24 protein-coding genes and 1 tRNA gene are annotated in these 24,220 nt (G+C 64.0%); 11 read left to right on the top strand and 14 right to left on the bottom strand.

Going from position 1 to position 24,220, the window contains the following annotated elements; translation table 11 throughout:
* Positions 1–183: DeoR family transcriptional regulator (locus tag AC1VTH_RS01515; protein WP_481334384.1), on the bottom strand; the 183-nt coding region annotated here is incomplete at its 3' end.
* A 272-nt stretch (positions 184–455) separates the two neighbouring features.
* Here AC1VTH_RS01515 and AC1VTH_RS01510 point away from each other — a divergent pair.
* From AC1VTH_RS01510 to deoC, 4 genes are all read left to right on the top strand, one after another.
* The gene (locus AC1VTH_RS01510; RefSeq protein ID WP_293673503.1) at positions 456–911 is read left to right on the top strand and encodes a PTS sugar transporter subunit IIA; all 456 of its coding nucleotides are present in this window, start codon (positions 456–458) and stop codon (positions 909–911) included.
* A gap of 95 nt (positions 912–1,006) precedes the next feature.
* A complete protein-coding gene (locus tag AC1VTH_RS01505; RefSeq protein ID WP_481334383.1) occupies positions 1,007–2,425 on the top strand; it encodes a PTS ascorbate transporter subunit IIC in 1,419 nt (472 codons plus the stop codon).
* 207 nt (positions 2,426–2,632) lie between these two features.
* Positions 2,633–2,917, top strand: a complete 285-nt coding sequence (locus AC1VTH_RS01500; protein WP_301828786.1) for a PTS sugar transporter subunit IIB — start codon at positions 2,633–2,635, stop codon at positions 2,915–2,917.
* 261 nt (positions 2,918–3,178) lie between these two features.
* Complete coding sequence (gene deoC, locus AC1VTH_RS01495) at positions 3,179–3,823, top strand: deoxyribose-phosphate aldolase (RefSeq protein ID WP_481334382.1); 645 nt, start codon at positions 3,179–3,181, stop codon at positions 3,821–3,823.
* A gap of 122 nt (positions 3,824–3,945) precedes the next feature.
* On the opposite strand, the gene AC1VTH_RS01490 is transcribed toward deoC, so the two are convergent.
* The 5 genes from AC1VTH_RS01490 to AC1VTH_RS01470 form a co-directional block, all read right to left on the bottom strand.
* The gene (locus AC1VTH_RS01490; protein ID WP_481334381.1) at positions 3,946–4,497 is read right to left on the bottom strand and encodes a LemA family protein; all 552 of its coding nucleotides are present in this window, start codon (positions 4,495–4,497) and stop codon (positions 3,946–3,948) included.
* 230 nt (positions 4,498–4,727) lie between these two features.
* Positions 4,728–4,818, bottom strand: a tRNA-Ser gene (locus tag AC1VTH_RS01485).
* 74 nt (positions 4,819–4,892) lie between these two features.
* The gene (locus tag AC1VTH_RS01480) at positions 4,893–5,252 is read right to left on the bottom strand and encodes a cupin domain-containing protein (RefSeq protein ID WP_481334380.1); all 360 of its coding nucleotides are present in this window, start codon (positions 5,250–5,252) and stop codon (positions 4,893–4,895) included.
* A 66-nt stretch (positions 5,253–5,318) separates the two neighbouring features.
* The gene (gene lsrK, locus AC1VTH_RS01475; RefSeq protein WP_481334379.1) at positions 5,319–6,881 is read right to left on the bottom strand and encodes an autoinducer-2 kinase; all 1,563 of its coding nucleotides are present in this window, start codon (positions 6,879–6,881) and stop codon (positions 5,319–5,321) included.
* Positions 6,882–6,893: 12 nt separating this feature from the next.
* Positions 6,894–7,853, bottom strand: a complete 960-nt coding sequence (locus AC1VTH_RS01470) for a sugar-binding transcriptional regulator (protein WP_481334377.1) — start codon at positions 7,851–7,853, stop codon at positions 6,894–6,896.
* Between the two features lie 570 nt (positions 7,854–8,423).
* On the opposite strand from AC1VTH_RS01470, the gene AC1VTH_RS01465 reads away from it, so the two are divergent.
* The 6 genes from AC1VTH_RS01465 to tadA all read left to right on the top strand — a co-directional run bounded on the left by AC1VTH_RS01465 (position 8,424) and on the right by tadA (position 15,252).
* Positions 8,424–10,010: a sugar ABC transporter ATP-binding protein gene (locus tag AC1VTH_RS01465; RefSeq protein ID WP_481334375.1), complete on the top strand. Its 1,587-nt coding sequence runs from the start codon at positions 8,424–8,426 to the stop codon at positions 10,008–10,010.
* A 65-nt stretch (positions 10,011–10,075) separates the two neighbouring features.
* On the top strand, positions 10,076–11,110 hold the full coding sequence (locus AC1VTH_RS01460) for an ABC transporter permease (RefSeq protein ID WP_293673512.1): 1,035 nt from the start codon (positions 10,076–10,078) through the stop codon (positions 11,108–11,110).
* A complete protein-coding gene (locus AC1VTH_RS01455) occupies positions 11,110–12,150 on the top strand; it encodes an ABC transporter permease (RefSeq protein WP_293673513.1) in 1,041 nt (346 codons plus the stop codon). Before AC1VTH_RS01460 ends, AC1VTH_RS01455 begins: the two co-directional genes overlap by 1 nt.
* A gap of 25 nt (positions 12,151–12,175) precedes the next feature.
* On the top strand, positions 12,176–13,309 hold the full coding sequence (locus AC1VTH_RS01450) for a substrate-binding domain-containing protein (protein WP_293673514.1): 1,134 nt from the start codon (positions 12,176–12,178) through the stop codon (positions 13,307–13,309).
* Between the two features lie 231 nt (positions 13,310–13,540).
* On the top strand, positions 13,541–14,419 hold the full coding sequence (gene lsrF, locus AC1VTH_RS01445) for a 3-hydroxy-5-phosphonooxypentane-2,4-dione thiolase (protein WP_293824307.1): 879 nt from the start codon (positions 13,541–13,543) through the stop codon (positions 14,417–14,419).
* A 293-nt stretch (positions 14,420–14,712) separates the two neighbouring features.
* Entirely contained in the window at positions 14,713–15,252 is a 540-nt protein-coding gene (gene tadA / locus AC1VTH_RS01440) for a tRNA adenosine(34) deaminase TadA (protein ID WP_481334373.1), read from the top strand.
* A 48-nt stretch (positions 15,253–15,300) separates the two neighbouring features.
* Here the strand turns inward: tadA and AC1VTH_RS01435 are convergent, their stop codons facing one another.
* The 6 genes from AC1VTH_RS01435 to AC1VTH_RS01410 form a co-directional block, all read right to left on the bottom strand.
* Positions 15,301–16,560 (bottom strand): DEAD/DEAH box helicase, encoded by a 1,260-nt coding sequence (locus tag AC1VTH_RS01435; RefSeq protein ID WP_481334371.1) that lies wholly within the window; start codon positions 16,558–16,560, stop codon positions 15,301–15,303.
* 153 nt (positions 16,561–16,713) lie between these two features.
* Complete coding sequence (locus AC1VTH_RS01430; RefSeq protein WP_481334369.1) at positions 16,714–17,571, bottom strand: MetQ/NlpA family ABC transporter substrate-binding protein; 858 nt, start codon at positions 17,569–17,571, stop codon at positions 16,714–16,716.
* Between the two features lie 151 nt (positions 17,572–17,722).
* Entirely contained in the window at positions 17,723–18,400 is a 678-nt protein-coding gene (locus tag AC1VTH_RS01425; protein ID WP_481334367.1) for a methionine ABC transporter permease, read from the bottom strand.
* Positions 18,400–19,158 (bottom strand): methionine ABC transporter ATP-binding protein, encoded by a 759-nt coding sequence (locus AC1VTH_RS01420; RefSeq protein WP_481334366.1) that lies wholly within the window; start codon positions 19,156–19,158, stop codon positions 18,400–18,402. Before AC1VTH_RS01420 ends, AC1VTH_RS01425 begins: the two co-directional genes overlap by 1 nt.
* 245 nt (positions 19,159–19,403) lie before the next feature.
* Positions 19,404–19,928, bottom strand: a complete 525-nt coding sequence (locus tag AC1VTH_RS01415) for a nitroreductase family protein (RefSeq protein WP_481334364.1) — start codon at positions 19,926–19,928, stop codon at positions 19,404–19,406.
* A 388-nt stretch (positions 19,929–20,316) separates the two neighbouring features.
* Positions 20,317–21,693 (bottom strand): alpha/beta fold hydrolase, encoded by a 1,377-nt coding sequence (locus tag AC1VTH_RS01410; RefSeq protein ID WP_481334362.1) that lies wholly within the window; start codon positions 21,691–21,693, stop codon positions 20,317–20,319.
* 187 nt (positions 21,694–21,880) lie between these two features.
* On the opposite strand from AC1VTH_RS01410, the gene AC1VTH_RS01405 reads away from it, so the two are divergent.
* Complete coding sequence (locus tag AC1VTH_RS01405) at positions 21,881–22,861, top strand: homoserine O-succinyltransferase (protein WP_293824291.1); 981 nt, start codon at positions 21,881–21,883, stop codon at positions 22,859–22,861.
* 166 nt (positions 22,862–23,027) lie between these two features.
* On the opposite strand, the gene yfcE is transcribed toward AC1VTH_RS01405, so the two are convergent.
* Together yfcE and AC1VTH_RS01395 are read right to left on the bottom strand one after the other, a co-directional pair.
* The gene (yfcE, locus tag AC1VTH_RS01400) at positions 23,028–23,612 is read right to left on the bottom strand and encodes a phosphodiesterase (RefSeq protein WP_481334360.1); all 585 of its coding nucleotides are present in this window, start codon (positions 23,610–23,612) and stop codon (positions 23,028–23,030) included.
* A 112-nt stretch (positions 23,613–23,724) separates the two neighbouring features.
* Positions 23,725–24,220: M20/M25/M40 family metallo-hydrolase (locus AC1VTH_RS01395; RefSeq protein WP_481334358.1), on the bottom strand; the 496-nt coding region annotated here is incomplete at its 5' end.

Below are 24,220 nucleotides of genomic sequence, written 5' to 3'. Positions count from 1 at the left end.
CTCGTCGACCTTGAGCGCCCCGCCGTACTCGCGCTTGATTTTGCCCTCGTTCTGCAGAACCTTGAGGTCCTTGCGGATGCTGTCGATGCTTACCCCAAAATGCTTCGAAAGGTTCTCGACGGTGGCAAAGCCCGAGGCGTTCACCATCTCGAGAATCTGCTTTCTACGCTCCTTGGGGAACAAGGCACTCTCCGTACTTAAGTGGTTTGAGGGGACGGGTGTTGCATCCAAATTTAAATAGCGGACTGCTTACGCTTAGTTAACATTTTTTATTGAAACGGGAAATAATGCAATCGGCGAGTGCCGCTCACGGCTCAAAATCGACAGAAAACAGGAAACAAACCCGGCGAAACAGGAAAAAAACAGGAAAACCGGCTGCAATATGCGTTGCCCTTTTGTACAATGCATGAAGGTTTTATGTGCAGGTATGTTTCGACCAAGAGAGGGGTTTGTCCATGGCCGGTATGGAGGACATGCTCAAGCGCGAGAACGTTCAGATCGTCGAGAAGGTCTCCGACTGGGAGGAGTCCGTCCACGTCGCGGTTCAGCCGCTCGTTGACCAGGGCTTCGTCAAGACCGACTACATCGACGGCATCATCTCCAACGCCAAGGAGTTCGGCCCCTACTTTGTCATCTGCCCCGACCTGGCGCTGCTCCACGCTCGTCCCGAGCAGGGCGTCATCAAGCGTCAGCTTGCCGTCACCGTGCTTCGTGAGCCGGTCCGCTTCAAGGAGGAGGGCCCCGACGTTCGCCTGCTCGTGACCCTGGCTGCCGAGGACGCCGACTCCCACATCGACGTCATGCGCAAGCTGGCCGTTATGTTCAGTGATCCCGCCAACATCACCAAGATTGCCGAGGCTAAGGACGCCGACGAGGTTTACGCCCTGTTCTGCGCCCCCACCGAGGAGTAATTGGCGACAAGGCGATCGCGCCGCCCGTAGCGTCCGCAGCCGCTGCGAGTGGCAAGTGAAAGTAGTAGTACCTACGTAAGGAAGGAAGGGAAGAAATGGCAGTTCTCGACTTTATCGTCAACATTCTGTCTACGCCGGCTATCCTAGTTGGCCTTCTCGCTCTCCTCGGCCTCGCGCTTCAGAAGAAGCCGATCGAGGACATTGTTACGGGCACCATCAAGACCATCGTGGGCTTCCTGGTCCTCACCGCCGGTTCCGGCTACCTGCAGTCCGGCTCCCTGCTCGCCTTTGGTGAGATCTTCAACTACGCGTTCTCCATGCAGGGCGTCGTGCCGAACAACGAGGCCGTCGTCTCCATGGCTCTGAACGACTTCGGTCAGGCCTCCGCACTCATCATGTGCATCGGCATGATCCTCAACATCGTGCTTGCCCGCTTCTCGCGCATGCACTACATCTTCCTGACCGGCCACCACACCCTCTACATGGCCTGCATGCTCGCCGTCGTGCTGAGCATCGGTGGCCTTGACGGTTGGCAGCTCTACATCGCCGGTGGCTGCGTTCTCGCCTTCATCATGGTCGTCTCGCCTGCTTACTGCCAGCCGACCTTCAAGAAGGTCACTGGCACCGACGGCGTGGCCCTCGGCCACTTCGGCGGCATCGGCTACGCCATCGCCGGCCTCGTCGGCAGGGCTTTCAAGGGCGGCAAGTCCACCGAGGAGATCAACTTCCCGAAGCGACTTGTCTTCCTGCGTGACACCACCGTGTCCATCTCCATCACGATGATCGTCCTGTTCATCATTGTGACCGGCGTCGCCGTCGCCAAGGGCATCCTTGCCGCCGACCCGACCCAGTTCAGCTACCTCAACGAGCTCCTGAACGTCGGCACCGAGACCCAGACCAACTGGGTCGTCTGGGCCTTCACGTCCGGCTGCGCCTTCGCTGGTGGCGTCTACATCGTTCTGTCCGGCGTCCGCCTGATCGTCGGCGAGATCGTCCCCGCCTTCAAGGGCATCGCCGAGAAGCTCGTCCCGGGTGCCATCCCCGCCATCGACTGCCCCGTTGCGTACCCGTACGCTCCTAACGCGGTCATCATCGGCTTCCTGACCTCCTTCGCCGCCGGCATCGTGGGTCTGCTGATCCTCAGCGCCATCGACGCCAACCTCGCTCCCGTTGCTCTGATTCTCCCCGGCGTTGTCCCGCACTTCTTCTGCGGTGCCACCGCTGGTGTCTTCGGCAACGCTGAGGGCGGCGTGAAGGGCTGCGTCGCCGGTGCCTTCGTGCACGGCCTGCTCATCACCTTCCTCCCGGCCATCTGCATGCCGGTGTTCACGATGCTTGGCTTCACCTCTGCCACGTTCTCCGACGCCGACTTCTCCTGGCTCGGCATCCTGTTCGGCAACCTCTCCCAGGCTGTCCCGGGCATGCCCCTGCTCGTCATCTGCGTCCTGTTCTTCGTCGCGCCGATCGTCTACAACTTCGTCGCCCCGAAGCCCAAGGCTGCTGACGCCGAGTAGCATTTGCTGCGGATGGGTTTAGCGGGGGCCCTGCATACCATGAGCAACTCCGTCTAACCCAAATTTGTGTCACCTTACCGGTTGCGGGGCTGGGGCTGCGGCTCCGGCCCCGCAATTGGGTAACATCGTTGTTGGTGCGCAGCAACAAGCTGCGTAAAAACGGGCGACGCTACCAAGGGGGAGCGTCGCGATATGAAAAGAGGAACCATGGAAGTCCACAAGATTATGTGCGCCTGCGGTTCGGGCCTCGGCTCCAGCCTTATGGTAGAGATGAACATCAACGACGTCCTTAAGAAGATGGGCAAGTCTGACATCCAGGTCAGCCACTCCACCACCTCCGACGTCAAGCCCGGCGCTGCCGACCTTTTCGTCGTTGGCCGCGACCTCGCCGGCTTCATCAAGGATGTTCCCGAGGACTCCAAGGTCATCCTCAACAACATCGTTGACAAGAACGAGCTTCAGGAGAAGCTCACCGAGGCCTTCGCCCGCTAAGTTCTCCTGGTTGCCTTGCGTCCCGCGAGGCGCCTTGCGCGGGCCAAGTGCCTGCTTCGCCGCCTGAGCGCGGTGTCCTTTCCAGAGGAACTGGCCCGGCGTTGGTCGTTCGGCATTGTGCCTTACGGCAAGCGCCGGGCCTCTTTGTGCCCTCTCGTTCCCGTTATGTCCTGCCTTATGACAAGGGCGCACGCCGCCGCGCGCTTCCTCGCCTGTAGGCACGTGCATTCGAAGGGAATGCAACGAATTAGGGAGAAGCACATGGAACTCAACCGCATGATTGACCACACCCTGCTCAAGGCCAACGCCACGCGCGCCCAGATCGAGAAGCTCTGCGACGAGGCCCTCGAATACCACTTCGCCTCCGTCTGCGTTAACACCTGCTGGGTGCCCCTGGCCCACGAGAAGCTCGCTGGCAGCGACGTCAAGACCTGCTGCGTCGTGGGCTTCCCCCTGGGTGCCATGCTTCCCGAGGCCATTGCCGCCGAGACCCGCCTGGCCGTCGAGGCTGGTGCCGACGAGGTCGACATGGTCATCAACGTGGGCTGGCTCAAGGATGGCGACTACGACGCCGTGCGCGACCAGATCGCGGGCGTCGTGAAGGCCGCCGGCGGTAAGTGCGTCAAGGTCATCATCGAGTGCTGCCTCCTCACCGACGAGGAGAAGGTCAAAGCCTGCGAGCTCTCCGTCGAGGCTGGCGCTACGTTCGTCAAGACCTCCACGGGCTTCTCCACCGGTGGCGCCACCGTTGCCGACGTTGCCCTCATGCGCAAGACCGTGGGCGACCGCTGCAAGGTCAAGGCCGCTGGCGGCATCCACACCGACGAGGAGGCCAAGGCCATGGTCGAGGCTGGCGCCGACCGCCTAGGCTGCTCCGCCGGCATCCAGATCATGCAGGGCTGCTAATAGGCTCCTTGCGTCGCTTCGGGTTTCAGAGCTAACGAGAAGGGCTCCGTACCTGCTGGTACGGAGCCCTATTTGGTTTGCGGGGAATCATGGCCCCCGCGAATACGCTGAGATTCAATAATCTAGAACTTGACCTGTGGTACCTGGGAGTCTGCGTCGGAGACCTCGAAGCCGTGCTTGGGGGCGCGGCCGCCGGCAAAGAGGCTGCCGGGGAAGGTCTGGATGGCGTTATTGAACATGAGCACGCAGTCGTTGAAGCTCTGGCGCGCGTAGACGATCTTGTTCTCAGTTTCCTCAAGCTGTCCCTGGAGCTGCTGGAAGTTGGCGTTGGCCTTCAGGTCAGGGTAGCTCTCGGAGAGGGCGAAGAGCTGGCGGAGAGCGCCGGTGAGCTGGTTGTTGGCAGCCATGGCCTCGTCGGGCGTCTTGGCTGCCGTGACGCCGTTGCGGGCGACGATGACGGCCTCGAGCGTGCCAGACTCGTGGCTGGCGTAGCCCTTCACGGTCTCGACGAGGTTAGGGATGAGGTCTGCGCGGCGCTTGAGCTGCGCGTTGATCTGGTCCCACGCGTTGTCGCAGCGGTTGGACAGCCTCACGATGTTGTTGGAGAGGTGGATGCAAAATCCGATTATCGCGATGACCACCACAACGATGGCAACGATGACGGTGGGGTTCATGGGGTACTCCCTTCGGTGGTGCCGCACGTTGCGGCGCTTGGGGAAAGTATACCCGCTAGGATATGTCCCCAATATGAGCGGCCCCCAATGGTTGCTCCTGGGGTGCAGGAGCGCTGCCCTTGCACGCGTCCGGTGCCGCCCGCGCAATCATTCCGCCACGTGCACCACGTGCAAACGCCTGGCGTCATGAAAAGGCCCCGCAGGCGCTAGCCTGCGGGGCCATCACAATCTGGCGGAGGAGGAGAGATTCGAACTCTCGAGACGGACGAGCCGCCCAACGGTTTTCAAGACCGCCGCATTCAACCGCTCTGCCACTCCTCCAAGCAAACTCATCTTACAGAAAAGCGTCGCCCCGTGCGCTCAGGAACGCGTGGGGCGACGCCGCAAGGACCGTCCTAGTACTCGGGGTTGGGATCCTCGACCTTGTCGACCTCCTGGAAGGGGGCGAGCGTCGAGACCATCTTCATGGGCTTGTCGTAGGAGTTGTTCACATAGTGGACCTCGCCCGGGCCAATGTGGATGAAGTCGCCGGCCTCAAGGGTGTGGCAGACGCCGTCGACTACGATGTCGACCTTGCCCTCGAGCACGAAGAAGTTTTCCTCCATGATGTTGTGGTGGTGGGCCTGGAAGTTCTGGCCCGGCTGGAACTGCACCAGGGCAAAGTTCATGCGGGGGCCCTTCATGAGGTACTTGGGGCCGGAATCGCCAAAGCGGTACTCGAAGTCATTCTCGTTGACGACAAACGTCTCTGCCATGTCTATCTCCTTTGCTCTGCCCGTGGTCTGGCCACGGGCACCTCTCCCTTATTGGTTGTGCCCAACTTACAGGCCGGGCGCACGCCACATGCCCTTGGTGACGCCGGCCTCGCTGAGCTCGAACTGCTGCTTGTAGACCTTGCGCCACGTCTGGTAGAGCTCCTCGTAGACGGGGGCGTTGCCGGGGTTGGGCTCGAAGGTGCGGTCCCACTTGACGACGCTCGCGGCGCCCTCGGCGATGCTCGGGTAGATGCCAACGCCATAGCCTGCCAGGATGGCGGCGCCAAGCGCGGTGGCCTCCTTCACCACGGGAACCTTGACGCGCTTACCCGTGACGTCGGCCACGATCTGGGCCCACAGCGGGCTCTTGGAGGCGCCGCCGGCAAAGACCAGCTCGTCGGGCTCGTTGCCCGTGGCCTCGCGAACCAGCTCGATGTGGCCGCGCACCAGCAGGGCCGTGTTCTCGAGGATGGCGCGGTAGAAGGTGTACTTGTTGAACTTCTCGGGCTCAAGCTCGAAGTTGGTGAACGTGGGCGCGGCGTGCGTCCAGTGGATGTAGTTCATAACGTCGGAGAAGCAGCACAGCATGCCGTAGGAGCCTGCGGGGATGTCCTTGGCATGCTCGTTCATGATGTCGTAGACGTCGCGGCCCTCGGCCTTGGCCTGCTCCTTCTCGGCCTGGCAGAAGCCGTCGCGGAACCAGCGCATGACGAGGCCCGGCTTGAAGGCGAGCGCCTCGTACTGCCACACGCCCGGGGCGGCGTGGCAGTTGACGCGCACGCGGCACTTGGGGTCGGTGGCACCGTTGTCGGTGTTGAACTCGTACTGCCAGAAGCTGCCGCCAAAGACGCCGGCCTGGCCGGGCTCGCAGGCGTTGACGCCAATCATGCCCAGCTGGCAGTCGCCGCCGCCCACGACGACGGGCGTGCCCTCGGCAAGGCCGGTGTCGGCGGCTCCCTTGGCGCTCACGTGGCCGGCGATCTCGCCGCACTCCTTGACCGGGCCAAAGATATCGGTGCGCAGGCCGCAGCGCTCGGCGATCGAGGGGTCCCAGGTGCGGGTCTTGAGGTCCATGATGCCGGTGGTGGAGCCGTTGGAGGGCTCGATGGCCATCTCGCCGGTGAGCTTATAGATGAGCCAGTCGTTGAACATGCCAATGCGGGCGGTCTTCTCGTAGACCTCGGGCATCTTGTTCTTGACCCACAGCAGGCGCGGCAGCGCGCCCAGGGCGTAGGTCTGGCCGCTCTCGCGGTAGAGCTCGGCCTCAAGCTCGGGGTTCATCGCGATAAGCTGGCCCACCTCGTCGTCGGAGCGAGCGTCGACGTTGGCGCAGGCCCAGATCTCATTGCCATCCTTGTCATAGAGCAGGATGCCCTCGCGCATGCAGGTCGTGGAGACCGCGGCGATGCTCTCGGGGGCGATGCCGGTCTTGGCGAGGACGTCGCGCACGCAGCCGCGGGCCAGGTCCCAATTGTGCTCCCAGTCAAAGTCCATGCTGCCGGGCCAGCGCGGGTCCTCGTTGTGCGTCCACTCCTGCTGGGCCACGCCAACCTGCGTGCCGTCAGTGGAGAAGATGACCGCGCGCACGCTGCCGGTTCCGGCGTCCATGGCCAAGAGGTACTTTTCCATGCTGTCCATCTCCTAGTTCGAACTCTGATACTCGATGCCTATGCTTGCGGGGCCCTTCTCGTACTCGAGGAGACCCTGCGCCGTGACCTCGTCGGTGACGAGCACGTTGAGGTAGCCATGCCTGAGAACCGCGTGGATGGCGGGGATCTTGACGACGCCGCCCGCCACGCCCACCACGTTGCGCATGCTCTGCAGCGTCTCGAGGCTGGTGCTCATGATGCGGTCCTCGATGTCGGTGTCGACGGGGTTGCCGTTCGCGTCGATGAAGTGGTTGAGCACGTCTCCCACGGCACCCTGCATCTTGAGCAGGGCAAGGTCCGTCTTGCTTAGGATGCCGTTGCGGATGATCGTGGCCTCCTCGTCCATGCTGCCAATGCCCACGACCGTCATGTCCGCGTGGTTGGTCATGCGGTAGACGTCCTGGATGGGCGCCTCGTGGAGCAGGGCGTCGCGCAGCTCGGGCGTCGAGAGGATGAGCGGGGAGGGCACGAGGTAGAGGTGCATGGCAAACACCTCCGAGCTCACCTTGGGCAGATAGTAGCTCACGCCTCCCGTGAGGCTCGTGACGTTGATGTCCGAGTGGCGGGTGCTCGCCAGGTTGTCCAGGATTCGGCCCGTCATGTCGCCGTAGCCGATGTTGAGGAAGCCGTCTGCGCGCAGGTGGTCTGCCACGTACATCGACGCCGCGCGGGCGATGCTGTCGAGCAGGTCCGAGTGGTGCGCGGGCGTGGGGACCACGAACGCGTCGTGTAGGCTGTACTTCTTGATGAGCCTGCGCTCGACCTCCATGCGCTCCTGGTCGTTCTGGCGGAACAGGAAGCGGATGATGCCCTCGCTGCGTGCCTCGTCGAGCAGGCGGATGACCTTGCCGCGCGATACGCCCATGAGGCCAGAGATCTGCTGCTGGGTGTAGTTCTCCATGTAGTAGAGCCAGGTTGCCTTGAGCATCAGCTGGTATTCGTCGTCGGTCATCTCTCGCCTCCGTTCGTTGTCCGTGTGCCAAACAGATGTCATGCGCCGCGTGCCCGTCGGGTGCGTGCGGGCTGTCTGGCGGCGTGTCTGGCGCCGACCCTTGCTTGCGTCGGTGGTGCAAACAATTGTCTGCTACTCAAACAAAAGTCTGACTTACCTATACAACGCCCCAGATGGGGTGTCAATCGAGCCGGGCCAAGAATCCCGTGAGGGGTCGAAGCCGCTAGGTAAGCGAACGCCGCTCTGTTACAGAACGTGAAACTTGCACGTAAAACTCCACGATATTTGAGCTAACCAAACAGGTTTGCAAGGTGGCTCGCCCAAAGGAAGCTTGCCAGCACCATAAGAAATGCAAGTTGACACGTTGTGCTGACCGCGACACATGTATCCCCATGGGTGGGCATATGTCAGAACAATCGTCACAGGTCTGTGCAAATTACCGTTTAGAACCCATTTGCTACCGTTCGCTCCACAGCCTCTATGGAACCGGTAGTCCTATGGATACCTTTGAATCGAAATCGACTGAATAGTCGTCTGTACGTTCATTTGTTTCAAGGGGAGGGGAATCGAATGACCAACGAGACCCAGTCGTCGCCCGTCGAGGGCAGCGCCGACGCCCTCCATGAGGTCGTCGAGGACATCAAGGGGCGCAACAAGCTCCTGTGCGTTCACGACATCTATAAGTCGTTCGGTACGAACGCGGTCCTCAAGGGCATCAGCCTTGAGGTCGACCACGGAGAGGTTCTGGCCCTGATTGGTGGCAACGGCGCCGGCAAGTCCACGCTCATGAAGATCATCATGGGCATCTACTCGTCTGATTCCGGCGAGGTCATCGTCGATGGCGACAAGGTCGACATCTCGAACCCGAAGGCCGCCCTCGCGCACAGCATCTATATGGTGCCGCAGGAGCCCATGCTGTTCCCGAACATGTCGGTTCGCGAGAACATCACCATTGGCTTCGAGGAGAAGCCCGCCGTCCTCAACGAGCGCCTCGAGAAGGTCATGGAGCAGACCGGCTGGCACATGGACCTCGAGCGCAAGGCCATGACGCTGTCCATCGCCGAGCAGGGCATGGTCGAGATCCTGCGCGGCCTCATGCGCAACCCCGAGGTCCTCATCCTCGACGAGCCCACGAGCGCCCTCACCTTCGACGAGGTCCAGAGCCTGTTCAACTGCGTGCGCGAGCTGCAGAAGCAGAACATCGGCATCATTTACATCACCCACCGCCTGGCCGAGGTCTTCGAGCTCGCTACGAGCGTCGCCATCCTGCGCGACGGCATCGTCGCTATGCAGGGCAACGTCAAGGACTTCACCCGCGAGGACCTGGTGCGCGGCCTGCTCCCGCCGGACGCCACCAACGTCGGCTCCGCCAAGGACGAGGCCGCCCGTGCCATCGACTACACGGCAGACCCCGTGCTCGAGCTCAAGGGCTTCTCGGGCTATGGCTTCAAGGACGTTGACCTCAAGGTCTACCCCGGTGAGATCGTGGGCATGGCTGGCGTCGTGGGCGCCGGCCGCACCGAGATGGCCACGACCATCTTTGGCATGGAGAAGCCCCTTGGCGGCAAGGTCCTGCTCGACGGCAAGGACATCACCGGCAAGAAGACGGCCGAGGTCATCAACGCGGGCATCAACTACGTGCCCGAGGACCGCTTCGCCGACGCCCTCTTCCGCATCCGCGACGTCTCCGAGAACACCACGAGCTCGCTGCTGTGCGGCAAGCGCCTGGGCAACTTCCTCCTCAACTTCAAGAAGGAGGAGGAGATCTCCCAGCAGTACGTCAACGACTTCCGCACCAAGGTGACCGGCCTCGACCAGGAGGTTGGCGGCCTGTCCGGCGGCAACCAGCAGAAGATCATCATCGGCCGCATCTTTGCCTCCGAGCCGCGCCTCGTCATCCTCGACGAGCCCACCCGTGGCATCGACGCCGCGGCCCGTGGCGACGTCTACGCCGTGCTCGACAAGCTGCGCGAGTCGGGCGTCTCGATTCTTCTCATCTCCTCCGACATGGAGGAGGTCTGCGAGCTCGCGGATCGTGCGGTCGTCATGTTCCAAGGCCGCATCAACAGCGAGTTCCAGAAGGACGACATCACGCAGGACAACCTCATGTCCGCCGCGTTTGGCGTCACGAGCGACAAGGGGGCGGTGTCGGCATGAGCCTAGACCGCCGTTTGGTTGGATCGTCTCTGTTGGTCATCGATACGAGGGAAGGGGTGTAATCGATGGAGAAGGTTAAGAAGCTCCTCAAGGCGCGCGAGCTCACGAGCCTCGTGTTCCTCATCGCGCTGTTTGTCATCGTTGGCCTGATGAACCCTATGTTCCTCGACCCGTCCAACGTCTCCGCGTGCTTTAACTCGTCCGTCGTCTACACGCTCGTTGCAGTGGGAATGGCATTCGTGCTGTTCATTGGAGAGATTGACGTCTCCGTTGGCGCCAACCTCGGCCTTACGGCCGCCGTCGTGGGCTCAATGCTCCGCGACGGGCAGTCGCTGGCCCTGGCGGTCGTCGTCGCCATCGTCATTGGCATCGTCATTGGCCTCATCAACGGCTGGGGCGTGTGCATCATGGGCGCTCCGTCGCTCATCTTCACCCTGGGCGTCAACGGCATCCTGCGCGGCCTGATCTACCTGTACACGAACGGTGCCTGGGTCGAGAACCTGCCCAAGTCGTTCAAAGACTTCGCGGCCGTGAACCTCGTGGGTTCGGTGTCGGTGTACTACTGCTGCATCATCGCGCTCGTCATCGTGATTCACCTCATCCTCACCCGCACGCGTCAGGGCCGCTACTTCGTGGCCGTGGGCGACAACGCCCAGGGCGCCACGCTCGTTGGCCTTCCCACGCTCAAGACCAAGATGCTGGCCTACGTCATCTGCGCGGTCATGGCCTCCGTCGGCGGCGTGATCTTCTGCAGCCGCATTGGCTTCGTCACCCCGATGAGCGGCAACGGCTATGAGATGAAGGCCATCGCGGCCTGCGTCCTGGGCGGCATCTCGCTCGCCGGCGGCGTTGGCTCCGTGATCGGCTCCGCCATCGGCGCCGTCATCATGTCCTCCATCAGCTATCTGCTCGTCTTCATGGGCTTCTCGTCCAACTACGACAACGCCATCACGGGCATCATTCTGCTCGTCATCGTCGTCATCGACGCTGTGATCCAGCACCGTGGCCTCGTCAAGAACAAGCATGACCGCCTGCTCGCCCGCGTGTCCCAGGACGCGCCCGCCGCAGGCGCCCAGACCGAGAAGGGTGGTGAGGCGTAATGGATAAGCTCAAGAAGATGATCTCCAAGGGCCAGGGTGGCTGGAACCTCATCCTCATTGGCCTGCTCGTCCTCGAGTTCGTGATCTTTGGCGCCGCCAATCCCAAGTTCCTGCGCCCGCAGCTGCTCTTCACCGCGGTGAACGACAACCTCGCCGTGTTCATGCTCGCCTTGTTCGTCACGCTCGTCATGTGCACCGGCGGCATCGACATCCAGGTGGCCTCTCTCGTGGGCCTCACGTCGATCATCATCGGCGTGGCCTGGCAGGACTTTGGCCTGTCCATCTGGGCGGCCGCGGGGCTTGCCACGGTGATCGTGTGCCTGTGCGGCGCCCTGTCCGGCTTCTTCATTGCATATTGCGGAGTGCAAGCGATGGTCATTACGCTGGGCGGCAGCTTCCTGTACTCCGGCCTGGCCCTGCTCGTCTCCACGCTCTCGAGCACCGCGTCCTACGAGTCCATCTCTGGCTTCCCGGACAGCTTCAAGTTCATCGCCAACTACCAGATTGGTGGCGTGCTTCCGTTCCAGATCCTGGTCTACATTGTGATGCTCGTAGTCGCTTTTGTCCTGCTGCACAAGACCAAGTATGGCCGCAAGATCATCCTCACCGGCGTAAATCAGTCGGCTGCCGAATATTCCGGCATCAACACTCGCCGCGTGATAATGTCCACTTACATCCTGAGCGCCCTGGCGGCCGCCATTGCCGGCATCGTGCTCACGGCGTACCTGGGAACGGCTAAGTCCGACCTCGGCGGCGACCTCACGATGGACATCATCACGGCCGTCGTCCTGGGAGGCACGCTCTCCACTGGTGGCAAGGGCTCGATCATCGGTACGGCCCTGGCGTCCTTCGCCATCGCCCTCCTCAAGTTTGGTCTTCCCCTGTGCTTCAAGGTTGGTACGCAGTACCTGGATATCCCGGTGGGCATTCTGCTCGTCGTGGTTATCATCGGGCGCTCTGCAGCGACCAACACGGGAATCGTCCCGTGGCTGCGCTCGATGTTTGCAAGGAAGGGTAGTAGCAAGGCAAGTGCCCAGTAAGGGGCAAAGAAAAGGGAGGTTCGTTATGAAGAACATGACTCGTCGCGGATTCCTGAAGGTGGCCGGCTCCGGTGCTGCCCTCGCGGGCCTCGGCCTGGTTGGCTGCGGTGGCTCTGGCTCCAGCGCCGCCACGACCGCTGCCGCCTCCGGCGAGGCCGCGGCTGGCGATCTCGGCGGCAAGGTTGTCGCCTTCATCCCGAAGATCACCGGCAACGCCTTCTTCGAGTCCGCCAACGACGGCGCTCAGAAGTACGCCAAGGAGTGGGGCTTCGAGGTCCAGTACATCGGCTCCTCCAGCGCTTCCGCCTCTGACCAGGTGGGCATCATCAACCAGGCCGTCGCCAACGGCGTCGACGCCCTCTGCATCTCCACGGTTGACGCCGCCGGCGTCTCCGACGCTCTGAAGAAGGCCACCGAGGCCGGCATCGTCGTCACCACCTGGGACTCCGACGCCCAGCCCGAGGACCGTACGCTCATGGTCTCCCAGGGCACCCCTGAGATTCTTGGCCAGATGCTCGTTGACATGTCCGTCGACGGCCTGAAGCAGCGCGGCAAGGATCCCTCGGCCGACAAGATCACCTACGCCTGGCACTACTCGCAGGCCACCGTCACCGACCAGAACTCCTGGCAGGTCGCCGCTGAGGCCATCATCAAGAAGGACTACCCCAACTGGGAGAACGTCCACCCCGACAACTACTACTCCAACCAGGATGCCGAGCAGGCCAAGACGGTTGGCGCCGCTGTCCTGAGCGCGTTCCCGGACATCGACCTGATCATCTGCAACGACTCCACCGCCCTCCCCGGCCAGCTCGCCGCTGCTGAGGATGCCGGCTACGACGCCCAGAAGATCACCATCACCGGCTTCGCCTCCCCGCAGTCCATCAAGCAGTACTGCGAGAACGGCACCCTGTACAACTGGGGTCTCTGGGACTGCGCCGTCCAGGGCGCCATGGGCTGCTACGTCGCTGCCTACCTTGCCGCTGGCAACACCGTCAAGGTTGGCGACACCATCTCGATCCCGAGCATCGGCGACGTCAAGGTTGAGGCCAACGACTCGATCTCCGAGGGCGCCACGACCGGTGACGAGAACAACGGCGTCGTGCTCCTGCCCGAGCGCCTTGTCTTCACCAAGGACAACATGAACGACTACAACTTCTAAGTTGTAACGTGCTCTTCGCGGGGGCGCCGCGAGCGTGCGGCGCCCCCGTCTGGCTCGCGCACATCCGTTACTGCGGTAACGTATCTGCGCGAGCCAGATAAAGAAGCGGCGGCACGCAGCCGCCTGGCTCGCACTTCGTCCGGGATACACCGGCAAGTCAGTGCAAGCAACGATACCTATACAGGCGTCCTTCCCAGGGGTGGGGAGGGCAAGAGGAAAGGAATCTGGGACATGGCTGATCTCGATGGCCTCAAGGTCGCTCATGACTATCACGTCGACGAGCCGTTTGCCAACAACAAGGGCTTCTACGTCAAGGGTGCCAACAGCCTCGACTGGGGCATGAAGAAGCACCTCTCCAACATCTTTAACCCCAAGAGCGGTAACACCGTCATGTTCGCCTTCGACCACGGCTACTTCATGGGTGCCACGGCCGGCCTCGAGCGCCTCGACCTGCTCCTCCCGAAGCTCGCCCCCTACGTCGACTGCTTCATGGGCACCCGCGGCGCCATCCGCTCCTGCGTCCCGCCCGAGATCACGAAGGCCATCGCCCTGCGCACCACCTCCGGCTCGTCCATGCTCCAGGCTGACCTCTCCCACGAGGTCATCGCCGTTGACATCGAGGATGCCATCCGCATGAACGCCGACTGCATGGCCTCCCAGGTCTTCATCGGCGGCGACGGCCAGCTGTCTTCCATCGACAACCTGAGCCAGACCATCAATGCCGGCTTCCGCTACAGCATCCCCACCCTGGGCGTCTGCGCCGTGGGCAAGGACATGGAGCGCACCCCGCGCTTTTTCAAGCTCGCCACGCGTATCATCGCCGAAATGGGCTGCCAGATGGTCAAGACCTATGACTGCGAGGACTTCGAGGAGGTCGTGGCTGCCTGCCCCGTGCCCATCGTCGTTGCTGGCGGCAAGAAGCTTCCCGAGAAGGATGCCCTGCACCTCGCCTACGATGTCATCCGCAAGGGTGCCCACGGCGTCGACATGGGCCGCAACATCTTCCAGTCCACGCACCCCATCGAGATGGCCCAGTGCGTCAACAAGATCGTGCACGAGGGCATGACCGACGTCGAGGCTTGGGAGATGTTCCAGGACATTGCCAAGTAGCGATTCGCCTTCCAAGCGGCAAAAGAGGGATAGCCGCATGGTCTAGCACATAGCCCCCTCGCGGCTCACTACCCGTCTTTGCGTGGGCCGTCTCCCGCGCCCGGAGCCCAGTTCCCCCTTCCACTGGCTCCGGGCGCATTGTATTGTTGCGTGGTGTTGGAGCCGCATCGATGCGTTGCCGAGCCGTAGAGTGTTGGGTTGCGTCGATGCGCTACTGTGCGACGCGGTGCTTACTTTGCACCGATGTGTTGCCGTGTCGCGAGTCGCTTGGCCGCGTCTTTGCCGACGCGACGATGGGGTGTGGAAGATGGGGGGAGGACAATCGCGTGACCGACGAGGACTATATGCGCATGGCGCTTGCCGAGGCGCGCCTGGCGGCCGATGAAGGCGAGGTGCCCATTGGTGCCGTCGTCGTGCACGAGGGCGAGGTCATCGCCCGTGCCCACAACCGCCGCGAGAAGGACCGCGACCCGTCTGCCCATGCTGAGTTCAGCGCCCTGCTCGCCGCGGCCCGCGCCCTCGACCGTTGGCGCCTTACCGGCTGCACCGTATACGTGACGCTCGAGCCCTGCCTCATGTGTGCTGGTCTCATGGTCAACTCGCGCATCGACCGCTGCGTCTTTGGCGCGCCAGACCCCAAGGGCGGGGCCCTGGGCACGCTCTTTGACGTGAGTCATGACGAGCGGCTCAACCATGAGTTCGAGGCGGCGGGCGGCGTGCTTCAGGACGAGTGCGCGGCCGTGCTGCGCGAGTTCTTCCGCGCCCGGCGCCAGGCGGCAAAGGCCGCCAAGAAGAAGGGCCCCGGTGATGCCGAGGCCCCTGCCTGCTGCTAATGAACCTGGTGGCGGCCGGACAATTGCATCCCTGCCGCTCTTCTCGTCCTAGTAGTGCCTGCCGTAGCGGCCGCCGCGCGGGCCGCGGCCGCGAGCGCGCGAGCCGCTGAAGAGACTGCGCGTGGGCTTGGAGGTGCTGCGGCGGGCATTGGGCACGATGCGGCCCTCGGCATAGTTGAATCCCTCGAGGTCAAACAGCGGGATGAGCTTCTTGGTGAAGTACTCGATCTCGCGAAGCGGGCTCACCTCGTCGGGCGCCATGAAGGTGTAGGCGGCACCGTTTGCGCCGGCACGACCCGTGCGGCCAATGCGGTGCACGTAGTCCTCGGGGTCCATGGGCACGTCGAAGTTCACGACGGCGTCGATGCCCGAGACGTCGATGCCGCGGCTCATGACGTCGGTTGCCACGAGCACGCGAATCTTGCCATCGCGGAAGCGCTCGAGGGCCTTCTCGCGCGCCTTCTGCGGACGGTCGGCGTGCATGACATCGACCTTGACGCCTGCGTTCTTGAGCGTCTTGCACACGGCGTCGACGCGCATCTTGGTGCGGCAGAAGACGAGCACGCGCTCGTAGCTCTCCTGCTTCATGAGGGCCTCGAGTAGCGGAACCTTGTCGGCCTGCGTCACGGGGCAGAGGTGCTCGTCGACCGTTGCGGCCGTCTCGCCCACGCGGGCGATCTCGACCACGTAGGGGTTGGGCAGCATCGCGTCGACCGTGCCCTTGATGCTGGGCGGAATGGTGGCCGAGAACAGCAGCGTCTGGCGCTTCTTGGGGCAGGCCGTCACGATGCGGCGCACGCTGGGCCAAAAGCCCATGTCGAGCATGCGGTCGGCCTCGTCGAGAACCAGCACCTGCACGTTCGCGAGGCTCACGTGGTCGTGCTCCATGAGGTCGATGAGGCGGCCGGGGGTGGCCACGAGCAGGTCGCAACCTGCCTCGAGCTCACGAATCTGACGGTCGAACTTGGCGCCACCCATGACCACGACGGTCGACTGGCCGGTCTTGGCGCAGACCTCGCTCGTGACGGCCTCGATCTGCGAGGCGAGCTCGCGGGTGGGGGTCACGACGAGCGCAAGCGGGTGGCGCGGCTTGGCAATCTTCTTGCTGGCCGCGATGCGCTGCAGCGTGGGCAGCGTGAAGGCGCAAGTCTTGCCCGTGCCGGTCTGCGCGCTGGCAAGCACGTCGCGCCCCTCGAGAACGGCGGGGATGGCGGCTGCCTGGACGGGGGTTGGCTTGGTGAAGCCGAGGGCATCGACCCCGGCGAGAATCTGCTCGTTTAGCCCGAGCTCGGCAAAAGTAGTATCCATACCTGCAAGTATGCAGCAACGCCCCCATCTCTGCACGCGAGACGGGGGCGTTGGGCAGCGCTCCACCAAAAAGCGGCGCCCACTCTCAGGAGAGGGGCACCGCTTGGCTAATCCTTGGGCGCCGCGAGTCGCTGTGGCACCGGGGGGGGATAACTAGAACACCGGGATGACGGAGCCCTTGTACTGCTCCTCGATGAACTTCTTGGCGGTGTCGGAGGTCAGGGCCTTGATGAGGGCCTGGGTCTTGTCGGAGTTCTCCTCGCCCTTGCGCACGGCGACGATGTTGGCGTAGGTCTGGGCGGCCTCGGAGCTGGCGTCCTCGCTGGCGAGCGTGGCGGAGGTGTCAAGGCCGGCGGACAGGGCGTAGTTGCCATTGATCACGGCGAAGTCGGCGTCCTGCAGGGAGCGCGGCACGGCAGCTGCCTCGACCTCGACGAGCTCGATGTTGTGCGGATTCTCCTCGATGTCGTTGGCCGTGGCCTCGAGCCCCACGCCGTCCTTGAGCTTGATGACGCCCTGGTCCTGGAGCAGCAGCAGCGCGCGGGCCTCGTTGGTGGCGTCGCTCGGCACGGCAATCTTGGCGCCGTCGGGGACGTTCTTGATGTCGGAGCTCTTGCCCGCGTACAGGCCCATTGGCTCGAAGTGGATGGCGCTGGCGCTCACGAGGTCGGTGCCGTTCTCCTCGTTGTAGTTCTCGAGGTAGGGGAGGTGCTGGAAGTAGTTGGCGTCAAGGTCGCCCTCGGAAAGGGCAACGTTGGGCTGCACGTAATCGTTGTACTCGACGACCTTGAGCTCGTAGCCCTCGGCCTTGAGCTCGTCGGCCACGGCGTTGAGGATCTCTGCGTGGGGCGAGGGGGAGGCGCCAACGGTGATGATGTTGTCAGCCGAGCCGGAAGCGGCAGCGGTCGTGGCGGCGGCGTTGGAGTTGCCACCGCAGGCGGTGAGGGCAAGGGCGAGGCCGGCCGCGGCGACGACGCCGGCGAGCGGCTTGAGGTGCTGCTTGAGGGACATGGCGGTTCCTTTCTGATGCGTGGTTGCTGTGGGCAGCGGGTGGGCAAATCGATATGGCAAGCCCCATCCCGAGTGAACGGGCGAGACGAAACCCCTGGTAGAGCGGTTAACGCTGGATTGGGTGCGCGATTGCGCGCTTGGTGCGCGCTCGCTAGGAGCGCATTCGCTTGTCGAACACCTTGACGAGGACGTTGCACACGGTCTGGATGACCTGAACCATCACGATGAGGATGATGACCGTGGCGATCATGACGTCGTCCTGGTAGCGCTGGTAGCCGTAGCGGATGGCGATGTCGCCTAGGCCGCCGGCGCCCACGGTGCCAGCCATGGCGGTGTAGCCCAGGATCGTGATGATGACGATGGGCAGGCCGCGCAGCAGGCTGGGCAGGCCCTCGCGCAGGTAGACCTTGACGATGATCTCCCAGGTGGAGGCACCCATGGAGCTCGCGGCCTCGACCAGGCCGCGGTCGACCTCGGCCTCGCTCGACTCGACCATGCGCGCCACGAACGGCGCGGCCGAGACGATGAGCGGGAACACTGCGGCGGGAACGCCCAGCGTGGTGCCCACGATGGCGCGGGTCACGGGGATGAGGAAGAGCAGCAGGATGATGAACGGTAGCGAGCGGGCCATGTTCACGAACCAGCCGAGCACCTCGTAGGCAACGCGGTTCTCGCGTAGGCCGCCGGGGGCGAGCACCGTGAGCAGCGTGCCCAGGATGACGCCGATGACGTAGGCGCCCAGCGTCGAGGCAAGCACCATGACCGCGGTGTCGACGGTGCCCTGGGCGAGGAGTGCCCCATACTTGTCGAAGAATGCGGCGAAGTCCATTAGCGACCCTCCCCCTCGAACTGAAGAAGCGCGCGTGTGACGTCTGCCTGAGGGTTTCCAAACACCTCGGCAACGGTGCCCTGCTCGACGACCTGGCCGTGCTCCATGACGGCGATGCGGCCGCAGATGCGGCGGGCAACGGCGAGCGAGTGGGTGATGAGTACGATGGTGACACCGAGCTTCTCGTTGATGCTGCCCAGCAGGTCGAGGACCTGGCTGGTGGTGAGCGTGTCGAGGGCGCTCGTTGCCTCGTCGCACAGCAGCGTCTTGGGGTTGGTCATGAGCGCGCGGGCGATTGCGACGCGCTGCTGCTGACCGCCGGAGAGCTGGGAGGGGTAGGAGTGCTCCTTGCCCTCGAGGCCAACGAGGCCGAGCAGCTCGCGGGCGCGTTCGGTGGCCTCGGCGCGCGAGACGCGGCCGGCGCTGCTGGCGAGCGTGGCCGGGAAGATGACGTTGTCGAGCACGGTGCGCTGCTCGAAGAGGGAGAAGCGCTGGAAGATCATGCCGATGTCGGCGCGCAGGGCGCGAAGCTCGCTGCCACGCAGGCTCGTGACGTCGCGGCCGTCGATGACGACGGAGCCCGAGGTGGGCTGCTCGAGGAGGTTGATGCAGCGCACGAGGGTCGACTTGCCCGCTCCCGACTCGCCGATGATGCCGAAGACCTCGCCGGTGTCGATGGTGAGCGAGACGTTGTCGAGGGCCTTGACGGTGCCCGCGCTCGTCTCGAACAACTTGGATATGTTAGTAAGCGTAATCATGGTGCCAGTGAGTATACCAGCAGAACTGAAGGCCGACTGGATAAATACCCTATAAACCCGGTAGGAAAAGTAAATAATTAGCGATAACTTCAGGCTATGGAAAAGGGTCCTTCGGGCAGCCGATGTTGTGGCTGTGTCCGAGGGACCCTTGGGATGCGGCTATGCTTGCGCTCAGCCGTCGCGAGGGCTCGGCAAGCCTGCACCCTTATACGTGGTGCGGGCTTGCCGAGGTGCCGTACTCGCTGCTACTTGACGTAGGTGACGCGGCCGGGCTTGCGCTTGGCGCCCGCCTGCTCGCCGCCTTCCGCGGCGTAGCCCAGGATGCAGTGGCCAACGCCGCGCCAGGTGCCCTCGACGCCCCACTTGGCGAGCAGGGCCTTGCCCTCGTCGCTCTCGAACTCCTCCTTGGCGCGGTGAATCCAGCAGGAGGCAACGCCCAGCGCGTGCGCGGCGTTCATGAGGTTGCCCATGGCGAGCGCGCCGTCCTCGACGCAGGTGGGGTTCTCGGGGTTGGTGAGCACCACGATGACGGCCTTGGCTCCATAGAAGGGGTCGTTCGTGGTGCCCATGATCTGGGCGTTCATGCGGCTGAGAGCGGCAACGTCATCGGGGTTGGTGACGACGACCAGGTGCGTGCCCTGGCGGCCCATGCCGCTTGCGGCCCACAGGCCTGCCTCGACGATCTGCTCAAGCTTCTCAGGGACGATGGGCTGGTCGGTGTAGCTCCTGCAGCTGCGGCGCTGCTCGAGCGCCTCGATGACCTGGTTCATGGCACAATCCTTTCTCGAAATGAGTGCCCGGAGAGGGCGTCCACGCTGTCCCTTAGAAAAACTTCATTAAGTCGGTAACCTGTTTGAGGCTTGCTGAGTAGGCGAGCTTTATCCGTAGCAAAACCGCAGGTCGCGGAGTCTACAAATGGGGGGCTACTTGCCAATCGCGGAAGAGGTTACCGACTTGACGTTGTTTTTTGGCCACACAACGGTTTGATACCCATTTTTGAGGCAAAGCGGCGCCGCGCCATGGCTGGACGCGGCGCTGCTTGGCGGTCTTTGAGTGATCCTGGTCAACTTGCGTCGACGTGTGCGGGCGCCAGTGCTGCGAGGGTCAAGCCCGTTCCGCATTGCGGCAGCAGGAGTGACACGCCGCCGTCCTCGGTTCCTACGCCCCCAGCGCGTGCTCGAGGTCGCCGCGGTTGAGCGCCTCGGCAAACAGGCGGTCGAAGACCTCGCTGCCGTGCAGGCCGTCGTGCTCAAACTGGTTCGTGACCCAGGCGTGGCTGTTGCCGACGCGTGAGAGCGTGTCGAGCTGCAGCCCCGAATCGACGTACAGATCGTCAAAGTAGACGGCGGCCTGCAGGGGCACCTCGTTTGCGGCAAGGCGTGCCTCATCATAGACCGGGTCAAACTCGGTGTCTTCCATGAGCAGGTCAACGGCCGGCTTGAGCGGGGCCAGCAGCGGGTCGTCCTCGAACATGAAGGGGAAGGCCGCCTCGCCCGTGAGCATGAGGGGGCGCGCCGCGTTTGCGAACTCGGGGTGCCTGGCGTACTCCCGCTCGGCCGCCCAGCGGATGGGCTCCTTCATCGTGCCGTCGGCGTAGATGAACTCCTGCAGCGTCCAGTACAGGGGGTTGCCTGCCGTGGTGAGGTTCTCGAGCACGCCCATGAGGAAGGCGTCGGTGAGCTCGGGCGCGGCGTCGGCGCAGGCCAGCGAGCCGTCGCCCGCCTCGAAGGCCGTGTCGAGCAGATTGTGCAGGCGCTCGGGCGCGGGCTTCATGCCCAGACCGCCGCCCAGGGTCTGCAGACGGCGGACCGAAAGAGGGCTGCCATCGGGAAGGGTCACGTCGCCGGCGGCCAGGCGGTTGGCGATGGCGGCCATGCGTCGCTCGTCCTCGGGGTAGCGCTCGTAGTAGGCGCGCGTCTTGGTGACCATGCGCGGGAAGGTGTGGGCATAGACGTCGGCGGCGCTGGCCGGCACGTGGGGGATGCCGCCGCAGGTAAAGCTGGCCGCGATCCCTTGCGGGAAGAGGCTCAGGTAGCATAGGGTGAGAAAGCCGCCGTAGCTCTGGCCCAGCGTGGTCCAGGCGCGGCCGCCAAACTCGGTGAGGCGCAGGTACTCGAAGTCGCGCACGATCGAGGGCGCAAGCAGGCGCTTGAGGTACTCGGCCTGGGTGCGCGCGTCGCCGCGGCGCGCGATGGAGCGGGCACTCGCGTGCGTGCTGCGGCCGGTGCCGCGCTGGTCGGGCAGAACCACGCGGAAGTGCTTGATGGCCTCGGCGATCCAGCCGTCTGAGGTGGGGGAGAGCAGGCGCGGGCCCGCGCCGCCGGGACCGCCCTGCAGGAACACGAGGAGCGGCAGGTCGCGGCCCACGTTCTCGGCTGCGCAGACGGTGCGGTAGAACACGCGGATGCGCTCGCCGGCAGGCAGACCGTCTGCGGCGACGGCGGCGGGCTCGTGGCCGCGCCAGTCGAGCGGCACCTCGATCGAGTGATCCTCAACGTAGAGGCCCGGCAGGTAGTAGCTGGTAAGCTTGGGCATGGCGGCTCCTTTTGACGATGCTGCTGCCCACATTATGCCGCTGCCCGAGCGCACCTGCGCCGCCGCGCCTGCGTGGGGTACCATTAAGCGCTGCATGTCTAAAAGCCGGCGGCAGACCGACCGGCGCTACGGCAGCCCGAGGTCTCATCTGCCCCGCGCGCATGCCCAGAAAGGTTCTTTGGCTCCCATGCCCATCAACATCCCTGACGGCCTGCCCGCCAAGCGCATCCTTCAGCAGGAGCGCATCTTTGCCCTCGAGGAGGACGTGGCCCGCAAGCAACAGATTCGTCCGCTTCGTGTGGCGCTTCTCAACCTCATGCCCACCAAGATCGAGACCGAGACACAGATCCTGCGCCTCATCTCCAAGAGTCCCATCCAGGTGAGCGTCGACTTCATGCGCGTCTCGACCCACGAGGCCACCCACGCGGCCGACCACCTCGTGAAGTTCTACGACACCTTCGACGACCTCAAGGGCAACAACTACGACGGCCTCATCATCACGGGCGCGCCCGTCGAGCAGATGCCGTTCGAGCAGGTCGACTACTGGGACGAGCTATGCCAGATCATGGACTGGGCCCAGGAACACGTGCTTTCCACGATGTTTCTGTGCTGGGGCGCCTTTGCGGGCCTCTATCACCTGCATGGCATCCACAAGCGCCTGCTGGGCTCCAAGCTCTTTGGCGTGTTTCCCCAGCGCCTGTGCGACGAGTACAACTTCCTCACGAACGGCTTCGATGAGGTCCACAACATGCCGCACAGCCGCCATGCCGCACCCGATGAGAAGGAAATCGACGCCGACCCCGCGCTGCAGGTGCTCTCGCGCGGCGAGACGAGCGGCCCCGCCCTCATCGCCACGCGCGACTTCCATGAGATCTACGCCCTGGGCCACTTTGAGTATGGCCGCGACACCCTGGCCGACGAGTACTGGCGCGACTTCCACGCCGGCCTTCCCATCCAGCTGCCGCTGAACTACTTCCCGGACGACGACCCCGAGCGCCAGCCCATCTTCACCTGGCGAAGCCACGCCAACCTGCTGTATCGCAACTGGCTCAACTACGTTTACCAGACCACGCCCTACGAGCTCGAGCGCATCCCCGAGGTGGTGGCTGAGCTGCGCGAGCACACCGAAGCGCTGCTCGCCAAGGGTGGCGTGCCCAGCAAGTTCTAGCGCTCACTGCCACGCCCGTGGCCGAGAAGGACGCCGCCGAGAAGGACGCCGCCGACCCCGACGCACATAAATGAGAGAGGGGCGCGGGGCCTCAAGACCTCGCGCCCCTCTCGCGCAATACATCTAATAAGCGGGACGGCTCCAGCTGGGGCCGCCCCGCTTGCGTCTAGCCCTCGAGAACCATGTGGCGCACGGCACCGTTCTCGTAGATGCCGTAGCTGTGCGTCCCGTCCTTGGGGATGGAGACGCTGCCGGGGTTGAACGCCCAGACGTCCGGGTGCCCCGACGCGGGCTCGCTCACCTTCTTGTGAGTGTGGCCGTAGAGCAGAATCGAGCCCTCCGGCAGCTCGGGCAGGTGGTCGACGCTGTTGTGGAAGCCCGCGCCCCACACGTGGCCATGCGTGCAGAACAACTCGCAGCCGCTCTTCTCGCGCGGGGAGCCGTCTGCGGCAAGCGTGGCCGTGGGGTCGAGGATGGTAGAGTAGTCGCCCATGCAGGGGAAGTCGAGGACCATCTGGTCGACCTCGGCCTCGCAGTTGCCGCGCACGGCGATGATGCTGCCTGCGAGTGGGTTGAGCATCGCGATGACCTCCTTGGGCGCGTAGCCCTCGGGCAGGTCGTTGCGCGGGCCGTGGTAGAGCACGTCGCCCAGGATGAGCAGGCGGTCGGGCTGCTCGGCGTCAAGCGCGTCGACGAGGCGGCGGCACCAGGTGGCCGAGCCGTGGATGTCGCTTGCGATGAGGAACTTCACGTTGGTCTCCAATCGTGGTGGTCTTGTGCGAGAAGAGCGGCCGTGTGCTGCGCGGGCGTTGCGGGCTGCTATCGCCCGAGCGCCGTGCCGGCCGTCGGCGGCGTTTTCGCAGCTAGGCGATGCCCAGCAGCATGCGGTAGGCGGCGAGGCCGTGCACGAGCACGCCCTCGTCCATGTGGAACTTGTCGGAGTGCAGCGGCTCGCTCGTGCCCGTGCCCAGCAGGAAGAAGACGCCGGGCAGATGGCGCTGGTAAAAGGCGAAGTCCTCGGCAATGAGCAGGGGCTCCTCGATGCCGTCGAGCGTGTCGCCCAGGGCGCCCGCCGCAAGCGCGTAGAGGGCGCGGTCGTTGTCGACGGGTGGGTAGCCGGTGGCAAAGCTCAGGTCGTAGGTGCAGCCGTATGCCTCGCAGGCCTGGGCCGCGCACTGCTCGACGCCCGTGCGGGCGCGGTCGAACATGTCGTCGGAGAAGACGCGCAGGCTACCCTCGACAGCACTGCTCGCGCTGATGGCGTTGCAGACGGTGCCGCTCTCCATGTGGCCAAACTTGAGCAGGCACGGCTCGTCCTGGGAGAGGCGGGCCATGAGGGTCTCGACCTCAGTGAGGAAG

The sequence above is a fragment of the Parolsenella sp. genome (assembly GCF_982402205.1).
Note: the sequence above shows the minus strand (reverse complement) of the source record. Positions and strands in the feature narration are given on the sequence as shown.

Excerpts from the sequence above, each read along its gene's own strand:
- AC1VTH_RS01510 (WP_293673503.1), top strand. The coding sequence starts at position 456 with ATGGCCGGTATGGAGGACATGCTCAAGCGCGAGAACGTTCAGATCGTC.
- AC1VTH_RS01505 (WP_481334383.1), top strand. The coding sequence starts at position 1,007 with ATGGCAGTTCTCGACTTTATCGTCAACATTCTGTCTACGCCGGCTATC.
- AC1VTH_RS01500 (WP_301828786.1), top strand. The coding sequence starts at position 2,633 with ATGGAAGTCCACAAGATTATGTGCGCCTGCGGTTCGGGCCTCGGCTCC.
- deoC (WP_481334382.1), top strand. The coding sequence starts at position 3,179 with ATGGAACTCAACCGCATGATTGACCACACCCTGCTCAAGGCCAACGCC.
- AC1VTH_RS01490 (WP_481334381.1), bottom strand. The coding sequence starts at position 4,497 with ATGAACCCCACCGTCATCGTTGCCATCGTTGTGGTGGTCATCGCGATA.
- AC1VTH_RS01480 (WP_481334380.1), bottom strand. The coding sequence starts at position 5,252 with ATGGCAGAGACGTTTGTCGTCAACGAGAATGACTTCGAGTACCGCTTT.
- lsrK (WP_481334379.1), bottom strand. The coding sequence starts at position 6,881 with ATGGAAAAGTACCTCTTGGCCATGGACGCCGGAACCGGCAGCGTGCGC.
- AC1VTH_RS01470 (WP_481334377.1), bottom strand. The coding sequence starts at position 7,853 with ATGACCGACGACGAATACCAGCTGATGCTCAAGGCAACCTGGCTCTAC.
- AC1VTH_RS01465 (WP_481334375.1), top strand. The coding sequence starts at position 8,424 with ATGACCAACGAGACCCAGTCGTCGCCCGTCGAGGGCAGCGCCGACGCC.
- AC1VTH_RS01460 (WP_293673512.1), top strand. The coding sequence starts at position 10,076 with ATGGAGAAGGTTAAGAAGCTCCTCAAGGCGCGCGAGCTCACGAGCCTC.
- AC1VTH_RS01455 (WP_293673513.1), top strand. The coding sequence starts at position 11,110 with ATGGATAAGCTCAAGAAGATGATCTCCAAGGGCCAGGGTGGCTGGAAC.
- AC1VTH_RS01450 (WP_293673514.1), top strand. The coding sequence starts at position 12,176 with ATGAAGAACATGACTCGTCGCGGATTCCTGAAGGTGGCCGGCTCCGGT.
- lsrF (WP_293824307.1), top strand. The coding sequence starts at position 13,541 with ATGGCTGATCTCGATGGCCTCAAGGTCGCTCATGACTATCACGTCGAC.
- tadA (WP_481334373.1), top strand. The coding sequence starts at position 14,713 with ATGGGGTGTGGAAGATGGGGGGAGGACAATCGCGTGACCGACGAGGAC.
- AC1VTH_RS01435 (WP_481334371.1), bottom strand. The coding sequence starts at position 16,560 with ATGGATACTACTTTTGCCGAGCTCGGGCTAAACGAGCAGATTCTCGCC.
- AC1VTH_RS01430 (WP_481334369.1), bottom strand. The coding sequence starts at position 17,571 with ATGTCCCTCAAGCAGCACCTCAAGCCGCTCGCCGGCGTCGTCGCCGCG.
- AC1VTH_RS01425 (WP_481334367.1), bottom strand. The coding sequence starts at position 18,400 with ATGGACTTCGCCGCATTCTTCGACAAGTATGGGGCACTCCTCGCCCAG.
- AC1VTH_RS01420 (WP_481334366.1), bottom strand. The coding sequence starts at position 19,158 with ATGATTACGCTTACTAACATATCCAAGTTGTTCGAGACGAGCGCGGGC.
- AC1VTH_RS01415 (WP_481334364.1), bottom strand. The coding sequence starts at position 19,928 with ATGAACCAGGTCATCGAGGCGCTCGAGCAGCGCCGCAGCTGCAGGAGC.
- AC1VTH_RS01410 (WP_481334362.1), bottom strand. The coding sequence starts at position 21,693 with ATGCCCAAGCTTACCAGCTACTACCTGCCGGGCCTCTACGTTGAGGAT.
- AC1VTH_RS01405 (WP_293824291.1), top strand. The coding sequence starts at position 21,881 with ATGCCCATCAACATCCCTGACGGCCTGCCCGCCAAGCGCATCCTTCAG.